Genomic DNA, 10,584 nt, shown 5'->3' on the forward strand with positions numbered 1-10,584 from the left:
TGCGCGCCCAGTCCCCACCGGCTCGCAGATAAACACTGGGCCAAGAAGGGGCGCGGGGAACTGCGCGACAAGCCCCCACCGGCCGCAGCCGCGCGGCCACGGCTCCCGCCGCCTCGGTGGCGCTACCCCTTCTCGAACGGGCTCCGCACCGGGAAGTACGCGTCGAGGAACGGCGTGATGAGGTCCTTCTGCTCGTGCACGTCCTGCTCGGTGGAGACCGTGTCGTTGACGCAGAACACCGTCTTGTCCCGGTTGGCGAGCAGCCGGCCGAGCCGGGTCTCCGTCCACGGGTGCGTCAAGTCGAGGTAGGTGTACGGGAGTTCCGACGGCACCGCACGCTGGGTGTGGTACGCGTAGTAGTGGTGCAGCGACGACGAGATGGAGATGTCGTCCTCGGAGCGGAACCGGCTCGCCTCGGTGTAGCGGTACTCCGGCTCGAACTCCGTCTCGATCTCGGTGAGCAGGCTGCGGCGCAGCGGGTGCGGCATGTGCTTCATCTTCTGCACGACCACCGCCCCGTACCGCTCCTCGATCAGCCGGCGGTTGTTCTTGCCCGCGGCGGCCACCGGCGGGTCCTCGGGGGTGCGCGAGCCCAGCGGTACGAGGGCGGGCGACGGGAAGAACTTGGTGAGGCCGCTGGAGAGGAAGAAGTCCTGCGGGGTGACCTCGTTGCCGAGCATCACGTCGTCGTTGAAGTACAGGAAGTGCTCGGCCAGGCCGTCGATGTGGTGGAGCTGGCTCTCGATGGCGTGCGAGTTGAAGGTGGGCAGCAGGCCCGGGTCGCGGAAGATCTCCTTGTGGCTGACGACCTTGATGCCGGGCCGGGTGGTGTCCAGCCAGTCGGGGGTCTGGTCGTCGGTCACCAGGTAGACGTTGCGCACCCACGGCGCGTACATGTGCAGCGAGCGCAGCGAGTAGCGCAGCTCGTCGCGGCTCAGATAGCGCGCGGCGTTGGCGGACTCGGCGTGGTAGGTCTCGCCCGCGAACTGGGCGCGGCGGCGCAGCCAGGCCGGGTCGGCGCCGTTCACCCAGGTGTAGACGACGTCGATCGGGAAGGTGATCTCGTCGGTGGGGTGGATGGCGAACTCGGCGCGGGTGCGCACCTGGGCGGCGTCGGGGGCCTTGCGGGGGGCGAGGTGGGTGAAGTACGCCTCGGAGACCTGCGCCGTGGGGCCTTCGAGGGGGAGCGTCTCGGCGAGCTTGCCGACGCGCGGCGGCACCAGCTGGCCGTCCTCCTCGCGCCAGAACTCGACGTCGCAGCCGTAGCGGTTGCCGAGGGTGAGGCGGTGTGTGGCGTCCGTGCGGTACCAGGTGACCCTGACGGTCCCGGCGGTCTTGAACCGGCGCCAGGTGGCGTCCTCGTACCCCGGCAGGGAGGTCTCGGGGACCGGGTTGTTGCCCTTGACGTGGGTGACGTAGCCGGGCTGGTCGCCGCAGAGCGACTCCAGCACCTTCAGCACGGCCGTACGGTCGTCCTCGCGGACGGCGACGGCGGCGGCGGTCTCCGAGCGGCCGCGCACGCAGAAGTGGTCGAGGCCGGCCGCGTGCAGGGCGCGCAGCACTATGTCGAGGTTGGCGCGGCGGGCCTGGAGCGGGGTCACGCCGGGGGTGACGAGGGCGACCTTGGGGTCCTTGCCGACGTGCACGACCGTGCGGTCGGCGCCGGAGGCGAGGGTCTGGTAGCGCTTGGTGACGCGGGCGGCGCGCATCTTCTCGGCGACGGCCGCGCCGCCCGCGATACGCATCTTGACGCGGCGCCGCATGTCGGCGTCGACCTGCGAGACGATCGCACGCCGCACACTCTCGGGCACGGCCCGCCGGTAGACCCCCAGCAGTCGCGGTGCCTCGGGATTACGCACGGGGGGCTACTCCTTGACGTTCGGCGGACGTCCTCGTGGACACCCGGTGTTCTGATGTCCTCAAGTATGCCAATCCCCCGCGCCCCAAAGGGGCGCGGGGAAGTGACACCGTGCGGCTCCGCCGCGATGGGGGTCCCCCTGTTCGAGCGGAGCCGAGAACGTGGGGGAGCGACCAGCCACGGACGAGCCGCAGCCGACCACCGGCAGCCAAAACCCCTAGAACGGGTTGAAGTCGTCGAACTCCTGCTGCGCGTCGTCCCGCTCCGCATCGCGGTCGCGACGCCGCTGAGCGGCAGGACGGGGCGCCTCCAGACGGTGGTCCTCGCCACGGCGGCCCAGCATCTCCGCGCCCGCCATCATCGTCGGCTCCCAGTCGAAGACGACCGCGTTCTCCTCGGGGCCGATGGCCACGGCGTCGCCCGCGCGGGCGCCCGCCTTCATCAGCTTGTCCTCGACGCCGAGGCGGCTGAGGCGGTCCGCGAGGTAGCCGACGGCCTCGTCGTTGTTGAAGTCGGTCTGGCGGATCCAGCGCTCCGGCTTCTCGCCGCGCACCCGGTAGACCTCGGCCGCCTCGTCGTAGGTGACGGTGAAGCCCGCGTCGTCGACCGCCTTGGGGCGGATCACGATCCGGGTGGCCTCCTCGACGGGCTTGGCGGCCCGCGCCTCGGACACGATCTTCGCGAGCGCGAAGGAGAGCTCCTTGAGACCGGTGCGGGCGACCGCGGAGACCTCGAAGACCTGGTAGCCGCGCCCCTCCAGGTCACCGCGGATCATGTCCGCGAGGTCCTGGCCGTCCGGGATGTCGATCTTGTTGAGGACGACGATGCGGGGCCGGTCGTCGAGGCCGCCGTACTGCGTCAGCTCGGCCTCGATGACGTCGAGGTCGGAGACCGGGTCGCGCTCGGACTCCAGGGTGGCGGTGTCCAGGACGTGGACGAGCACCGAGCAGCGCTCGACGTGCCGCAGGAACTCCAGGCCCAGGCCCTTGCCCTGGCTGGCGCCGGGGATGAGGCCGGGCACGTCGGCGATGGTGTAGACGGTCGAGCCCGCGGTGACCACGCCCAGGTTCGGGACGAGCGTGGTGAACGGGTAGTCCGCGATCTTCGGCTTGGCGGCGGACAGGACGGAGATCAGGGAGGACTTGCCCGCGCTCGGGTAGCCCACCAGGGCCACGTCGGCGACGGTCTTGAGCTCCATGACCACGTCACGGGCCTCGCCGGGCTCGCCGAGCAGCGCGAAGCCGGGGGCCTTGCGCCGGGCGGAGGCGAGCGCCGCGTTGCCGAGGCCGCCGCGGCCGCCCTGGCCGGCGACGAAGGTGGTGCCCTGGCCGACGAGGTCGGCGAGCACGTTGCCGTCCTTGTCGAGGACGACCGTGCCGTCCGGGACGGGCAGGACCAGGTCCTGGCCTTCCTTGCCGGTGCGGTTGTCGCCGGCGCCGGGCTGGCCGTTGGTGGCCTTGCGGTGCGGGCTGTGGTGGTAGTCGAGGAGCGTGGTCACCGACTGGTCGACGACCAGGATGACATCGCCGCCACGGCCGCCGTTGCCGCCGTCGGGGCCGCCGAGCGGCTTGAACTTCTCCCGGTGTACGGAGGCGCAGCCGTGGCCTCCGTTACCCGCGGCGACATGCAGCTCGACGCGGTCCACGAAGGTGGTCATGGGCTTGCCTCCAGTACGTACGAATGTCTGTGTAATGCCGTGTTTCATGAGAAACACGCGAAAGGCGGACCTGCTTCCCGTACGGGCTCCGTACGGGAAGTGAGGTCCGCCTCACGAAAGAACCGGTCAGACGACCGGAACGATGTTCACGACCTTGCGGCCACGGTGGGTGCCGAACTGCACCGCGCCGGCCTGCAGGGCGAACAGCGTGTCGTCGCCACCGCGGCCGACACCGGCGCCCGGGTGGAAGTGGGTGCCACGCTGGCGGACCAGGATCTCACCGGCGTTGACGGTCTGACCGCCGAAGCGCTTCACACCGAGCCGCTGAGCATTGGAGTCGCGACCGTTCCGGGTGGACGATGCGCCCTTCTTGTGTGCCATGTCTCCTCAGTCCCTTACTTCGCAGCCGCGGGGATGCCGGTGACCTTGATCGCCGTGTACTGCTGGCGGTGGCCCTGGCGACGGCGGTAACCGGTCTTGTTCTTGTACCGAAGGATGTCGATCTTGGCACCCTTGTGGTGGTCCACGACCTCGGCCGTGACCTTGATGCCGGCCAGCACCCACGGGTCGCTGGTAACAGCGTCGCCGTCGACAACGAGCAGGGTCGAGAGCTCGACCGTGTCGCCAACCTTGGCAGTGGAAATCTTGTCAACCTCAACGATGTCGCCGACAGCAACCTTGTGCTGGCGACCACCGCTGCGCACGATGGCGTACACGCGGGTCTCTCTCTCGCTCGGAACGGAAACCCCTGAAGCCAGCCGCGTCACACGGGCGAACCCGTGATGATCCGGAATGGATGAGCGGCCTCTCCCCGCTACCGCGAACGGTCGCCGGGAGGGAGGTGCTCAGGGGCGGACGCATGGAAACACGCCGAGGGTCAAGGTTACGGGCCGCTTTCCCACGGGTCAAACCGGCCGATCGCCACCGGGCCCCGCACCCCGCACAGCCGCCCCGGGGCCCGCGTGTCGGAGGTCACTGATTCAATAATCACTCGTGCACCTGCGTTCGCTCCTCTCCATGCCCCGCATGCTCCGCCACGGCTCGTCCGTGGGCGCGGACCTGCCGCCCGACGAGGCCGTCACCCTCGACGCCCCGGACGGCCCGATGGGCGACGCGCTGGCCGCCGTGCACGTGGGTGACCGCGGCCCCGCCGCCGCCCTGCTCGCCGGCACCCGCGAGCGGGCCGAGTGGGAGCGCCGCAGCACCTACGTCACCCAGCTCGCCGCGGCCGCCCTGCACAGCCCCGGCTGGCTGGACGACTGGCTCGCCGAGTCGCCCGATGACCCCGACGCCGTCCTGGTCAAGGCCGAGCTCTGCGTCCACCAGGCGTGGGAGATACGCAGCGCGGCGCGCGCCAGGGACGTGGCGGCCGAGCAGTTCCAGGCGTTCTTCGCGCTGCTCGGGGACGCCGTCCCGGTGGCGTCCGCGGCCGCCCGGCTCAACCCCACCGACCCGGTGCCCTGGCAGATCGCGCTCACCCACGCCCGCGGCAGCCAGGCATCGCGCGAGGTGTTCGACGCGTACTGGGCGGAGGCCGTCGCCCGCTCCCCGCACCACTACGGCTGCCACGCGGCGGCCCTGCAGTACCTCTCCGAGAAGTGGTACGGCTCGCACGGCGAGATGTTCGCCTTCGCCGAGCGGGCCGCCGAGAGCGCACTGCCCGGCTCCAAGCTGCACGCGCTGCCGCTGCTCGCGGCCGTCGAGTACGTGGTGGTCTGCGACGACCCGCGCCAGAGCCCCGTCGAGCGGGCCAGGATCGACGCCGCCGTCGAGCGCGGCCTGGAACTCTCCACCTGGTACGCGCCGGGCGACCCGGACGCGGCGGACTTCCGCAACCACCTCGTCCTGATGCTGATCCTGCACGAGCGGTGGGCCGAGGCGCTGGACGTGTTCCGGGCGATCGGGGTGCGGGCGCGCACGTATCCGTGGGCGTACCTGGGCGAGCCGCGCACCGAGTTCGTGGAGCTGCGCTCGGGGGTGCGGATGCAACTGGCGTCGCGGACGCCGCTGTTCTCCCGGCCCGGACGCCCCGGCGGCCCGGACGCGTCCCCGGGCCCCGCGGGATCCGCCGCCGCGTCCGGGGACGCGCACGCCCTCGGACCCCGCTCGCTCGCGATAGCCGCCGCGCCGCCGCACGAGGTCGCCGAGGCCGCGCTGATGTGCGGCGTCTCGCTGCGGATCGCGCCCGCGCGGACCGGCATGAGTTACGTGGAGCTCGTCCCCGATCCCTCGCCCGGGCGGCGCGCGGCGCTGGCCCGCGACGACCGGCTGACGGCCGCGGCCGACAGCTTCACCACCGGCGAGAAGTGGGCCGCGCTCGTCCTGCGCCGCAGCGGGCCCCGGTACGGGCTCACGCTCCTCCAGAAGGGCAAGGAGACCGCGGCCCACCAGTGGGACCCCGCGGCCCCGGTCACCGACCACGCGGTGGCGTCCGCGACCGCGCAGGCCCTGGCGGCGGCGTTCTCGGTCCGCGACGCCCGGCCGCTGGTGACGCTGCTGCGGGGCGCGGACTCCCCCGCCCGCCGCCAGGCCGACCTGGTGGCGGCGCTCGGCCTGCCGCCCCTGCCGCCGGGCTTCGGTGAGCACGACGAGGTCCTGCTCACCGTCCCCGGCGCCCAACTCCTGGCCCGCCGGGGTGTGTTGCGCGGCATCCGCGACTCCCTGTCCACGGACCTGGGCACCCCGGCGATCCCGGTGCCGCGCAGCCGCCGCTGGTGGCGCCTGCGCATCGCGGGGCTCGCGCTCCTGGTCCCGGCGTCCGCGTACGCCTGGACGACCCCGGACTGCTACCGCGCGACCATCCCGACCCTGGCGAGCCTGTTCCTGGGCAGCCAGCTGCGCACGGCGTGGCGGGCCCGGGGCTGAGTGCCGGGCCGGGGGTTCGTCTGCGGGCCGGTGGGGGCTGGTCGCGCCCACGCGGCGGAGCCGCACAAGGTCACAGCCCCGCGCCCCCAACCCTCTGGACCTGCGGGCCGTGGTGGGTTGCTCGCGCAGTTCCCCGCGCCCCTTGAATGCTGCTGCGCAGCAATCCCCTGGGTGTCCCGAAGGGGCGCATCTCAGGGGCACGGGGAACCGCGCGACCGGCCCCCACCGGCCCGCAGACGAACACGAGAAGGCCCGGCCCCGGAATCCCGGGGCCGGGCCTTCAGTGTCGCGTCAGACCGGCGACGGTCAGCTCTCCGAAGACGTCGACGCCGGCTCGGCCGCCGCCTTCTTCGTCGTCTTCTTCGCCGTCGTCTTCTTCGCCGCGGTCTTCTTGGCCGCCGTCTTCTTGGCGACCGCCTTCTTCGCGGTGGTGGCCTTCTTGGCCGTCTTGCGGGCCGTCTTCTTGGCCGGGGCCGCCTCCTCCTCCGCGAGGGGCTCGGCCTGGGCCGGCTCGGCCGCCGTGGTGCTCTCCACCACGACCACCGCGGCCTCCTCCGCGCCCGACGGCGAACCGGCGGGAGCGGTGGCCTTGCGGGTCACCCGGCGACGGGCCCGCGGCGGGGCGGCGGCGGGCGCCTCCTCGACGACGGGCTCGGCCACGACCGGCTCAGGCTCGACGGGCTCGGGCTCGACAGCCGCCACGACCGGCGTCTCCATGACGACCGGCTCCACCACGACCGGCTCGGCCGCGGCGGGCGGGCCCGCCGGGGCGGACGCCTTGCGGGTGGCCCGGCGACGGGAGCGGCCGCGCGGCGCGTCGTCCTCGATGAAGGACGCGACCGTCACCGGCTTCGACTCGGCCTCGGGCTCCGCCACCACCGGCTCGGCCTCGGTGACCGGCTCGGCGCCCCGCTTGGGCGCACCGGCCGGAGCCGACGCCTTACGGGTCGCACGGCGACGGGAGCGGCCGCCACGGGCCGCGGCCTCCGCCTCGGCGGCGCTGCTGTAGAGCTCCTCGTCCGGCACGAACTCCGGCTCGGCGAGCGCGACGGGGGCCGCGACCTCGGCCGCCACCTCCGCCTCGGTCTCGACGGCTTCGGTGTCGTGCACCTCGTGCTCGTGCACCTCGTGCTCGTGCACCTCGTGCTCGTGCACCTCATGGTCGTGCTCGGCGCCGCCCCGGCCGCGCTTCTTGGAGCGCTTGCCGTTGCCGCCGCCACCGACACCGGCCGGCTGCTCCATGTGCACGATCACACCGCGCCCGTTGCAGTGGACACAGGTCTCGGAGAACGACTCCAACAGGCCCTGGCCGACCCGCTTGCGGGTCATCTGGACCAGGCCCAGCGAGGTGACCTCGGCGACCTGGTGCTTCGTACGGTCGCGGCCCAGGCATTCGAGCAGTCGCCGCAGCACCAGGTCCCGGTTGGACTCCAGGACCATGTCGATGAAGTCGATGACGACGATGCCGCCCAGGTCGCGCAGCCGCAGCTGGCGCACGATCTCCTCGGCCGCTTCGAGGTTGTTCCTCGTCACGGTCTCTTCGAGGTTGCCGCCCTGGCCGGTGAACTTGCCGGTGTTGACGTCGACGACGATCATCGCCTCGGTCTTGTCGATCACCAGCGAGCCGCCGGACGGCAGCCAGACCTTGCGGTCCAGCGCCTTCATCAGCTGCTCGTCGATCCGGTACGTCGCGAAGACGTCGACCTCGGAGGTCCACCGGGAGAGGCGGTCCGCCAGGTCGGGCGCCACGTGCGCGACGTAGCCGTGGATGGTCTCCCAGGCCTCGTCACCGCTGACGATGACCTTGGTGAAGTCCTCGTTGAAGATGTCGCGCACGACGCGGACGGTCATGTCCGGCTCGCCGTACAGCAGGCTCGGCGAGCTCGTCGAGATCTGCTTGGCCTTCTTGGAGATCTCCTCCCACTGGGCCTGCAGACGCTCGACGTCACGGCGCAGCTCGTCCTCGCTCGCGCCCTCGGCGGCGGTGCGCACGATGACGCCCGCGTCCTCGGGGACGATCTTCTTGAGGATGGTCTTCAGCCGGGCCCGCTCGGTGTCCGGGAGCTTGCGGCTGATGCCGGTCATCGAGCCCTCGGGCACGTACACGAGGTAGCGGCCGGGCAGCGAGACCTGGCTGGTCAGACGGGCGCCCTTGTGGCCGATCGGGTCCTTGGTGACCTGCACCAGGACCGACTGGCCGGACTTGAGGGCGGCCTCGATGCGGCGCGGCCCGTTGGCCATGCCCAGCGCCTCGAAGTTGACCTCACCGGCGTACAGGACGGCGTTGCGGCCCTTGCCGATGTCGACGAACGCGGCCTCCATCGACGGCAGCACGTTCTGGACCTTGCCCAGGTAGACGTTGCCGACGTACGAGGTGGCCTCCTCCTTGTTGACGTAGTGCTCGACCAGCACGTTGTCTTCCAGGACGGCGATCTGGGTGCGCTCGCCGCTCTGGCGGACGACCATCACGCGCTCGACGGCCTCGCGGCGCGCCAGGAACTCCGCCTCGGTGATGATCGGCACCCGGCGGCGGCCCTGCTCGCGGCCCTCGCGGCGGCGCTGCTTCTTCGCCTCCAGACGGGTCGAGCCCTTGATGGACTGCACCTCGTCGGACGGCTCGGCCTTCTCACGTGCCGGACGCGGCTCGCGGACCTTGACGACCGTGCGCTCCGGGTCGTCCTGAACCGACTCGTGGTCGCCCCCGTCACCGCTGCGGCGACGGCGCCGGCGACGACGGCGGCTGCTGGCGGTGCCGGCGGCGGAGGGGGTGTCCTCGGACTCGTCCTCCTCGTCCTCGAACGCCTCGGCCTCGCCCTCGGCGGACTCCTCCGGCTCCGACTCCTCGGAATCGGCGGACTCGCCGCGGCGACGGCGGCGGCCACCGCGGCGGCGACGGCGCGAGGGACGGTCGTCCTCGTGCTCCTCGGCCTCGGCGCCCTCCGGCTCCTCCTCGGCGGACTCGGCCTCGTCGGCCTCCTCGGCCACGGGGGCCTGCGGCTCGGGCGCGGCCTCGGCGGCCTCGCCACGACGGCGGCGGCGACGGCGCGAACCGCCCTGCGGCTCGGCCTGCTCGACGACCGGCTCGGCCGCGGTCTCCTCCGGCTCCTCCTCGTCCGTCACCTCGGTGGCGGCCTGGGCGGCGGCCGCGGCGGCGGTCTCCGGGGTCTGGAACATCGGCTCGTGGAAGACCGGCGCCTGGAAGACGGCGACGGCGGGGCGGGTGGCCCGGCGGCGCGATCGGCCGGTCTCCGGCTTCGGCTCGGCCTCCGTCTTCGGCTCGGCCTCCGTCTTCGGCTCGGCCTCGGGCGCCGCCTTCACGGGCTCCTCGGCGGCGGCCGGAGTGAACTGCGGCGCGGTGGCCTTGCGGGTGGCGCGGCGACGGGTGCGCCCACGGGGCGCCTCGTCCTCGGCGGCGGGCTCGGCCTCTTCGGCCACAGCGGTCTCGACGACCGCGGCCGCGACCGGCTCGGCCTCGGCCTCGGTCTCCTCGGCGGCCTTGGGCGCACCGGCCGGAGCCGTGGCCTTACGGGTCGCACGGCGACGGGTGCGCGCCGGAGCGGCGGGCTCCTCGGCGGCGGCCACGACGGCGGCCTCCTCGGCCGGGGAGGCGACCGGGTCCTCGGCGGCGACGGCGGGCGGCGCGCCGATGGCGGCCGGGGTCTCCTCGACGGCGGGGGCACCGGCGGGCGCGGTGGCCTTACGGGTGGCACGGCGACGGGTCCGCGCCGGGGCGGCGGGCTCCTCGACGGCCCCGGGCTCGGCCTCGACAGGCTCCTCGGCCACGGCGGCCTCGGGGGCCACGACGGCCTCGGTCTCCTCGGCGGCCTTGGGCGCACCCGCCGGAGCCGTGGCCTTACGGGTCGCACGGCGACGGGTGCGCGCCGGAGCGGCGGGCTCCTCGGCCTCGACGGTCTGGGGCTCGACGGTCTCGGGCTCGACGGCGGCCGGGGCCTCGACGGCCTCGGGCGTCTCGTCGGCGGCCTTGGGCGCACCGGCCGGAGCGGCCACCTTACGGGTGGCACGGCGGCGCGGGCGCGCAGGAGCGGCCTCGTCGGCGGTGGCGGCGGGGGTTTCCGCCGTCTCGGTGACGGCCGGGGTCTCCTCGGCGGCAGCGGCGGGCGCACCCGCCGGAGCGGTCGCCTTACGGGTGGCACGGCGACGGGTGCGCGCCGGAGCGGCGGGCTCCTCGGCGGCGGCCACGACG

The 10,584-nt window shown here is 73.2% G+C and carries 6 protein-coding genes; 1 reads left to right on the forward strand and 5 read right to left on the reverse strand.

What is annotated here, in order from left to right:
• Positions 1 to 122: 122 nt before the first annotated feature.
• From ACFWA7_RS38610 to rplU, 4 genes are all read right to left on the reverse strand, one after another.
• Positions 123 to 1,859, reverse strand: a complete 1,737-nt coding sequence (locus tag ACFWA7_RS38610; RefSeq protein ID WP_385549806.1) for a stealth family protein — start codon at positions 1,857 to 1,859, stop codon at positions 123 to 125.
• A 216-nt stretch (positions 1,860 to 2,075) separates the two neighbouring features.
• Positions 2,076 to 3,515 carry a GTPase ObgE gene (obgE, locus tag ACFWA7_RS38615; protein ID WP_385549809.1) on the reverse strand — a complete coding sequence of 480 codons (1,440 nt, stop codon included), beginning with the start codon at positions 3,513 to 3,515 and terminating at the stop codon, positions 2,076 to 2,078.
• A gap of 126 nt (positions 3,516 to 3,641) precedes the next feature.
• Positions 3,642 to 3,896, reverse strand: coding sequence for a 50S ribosomal protein L27 (rpmA, locus tag ACFWA7_RS38620; protein ID WP_371652700.1), 255 nt, complete (start codon positions 3,894 to 3,896; stop codon positions 3,642 to 3,644).
• Positions 3,897 to 3,910: 14 nt separating this feature from the next.
• Entirely contained in the window at positions 3,911 to 4,231 is a 321-nt protein-coding gene (rplU, locus tag ACFWA7_RS38625; RefSeq protein ID WP_015033583.1) for a 50S ribosomal protein L21, read from the reverse strand.
• 301 nt (positions 4,232 to 4,532) lie between these two features.
• On the opposite strand from rplU, the gene ACFWA7_RS38630 reads away from it, so the two are divergent.
• Positions 4,533 to 6,380, forward strand: a complete 1,848-nt coding sequence (locus ACFWA7_RS38630) for a hypothetical protein (protein WP_385827855.1) — start codon at positions 4,533 to 4,535, stop codon at positions 6,378 to 6,380.
• A gap of 306 nt (positions 6,381 to 6,686) precedes the next feature.
• Here the strand turns inward: ACFWA7_RS38630 and ACFWA7_RS38635 are convergent, their stop codons facing one another.
• Entirely contained in the window at positions 6,687 to 10,580 is a 3,894-nt protein-coding gene (locus ACFWA7_RS38635; RefSeq protein WP_385827857.1) for a ribonuclease E/G, read from the reverse strand.
• Positions 10,581 to 10,584: the final 4 nt, after the last annotated feature.

The organism is Streptomyces sp. NPDC059994 (assembly GCF_042737755.1).
Taxonomy (GTDB): domain Bacteria; phylum Actinomycetota; class Actinomycetes; order Streptomycetales; family Streptomycetaceae; genus Streptomyces.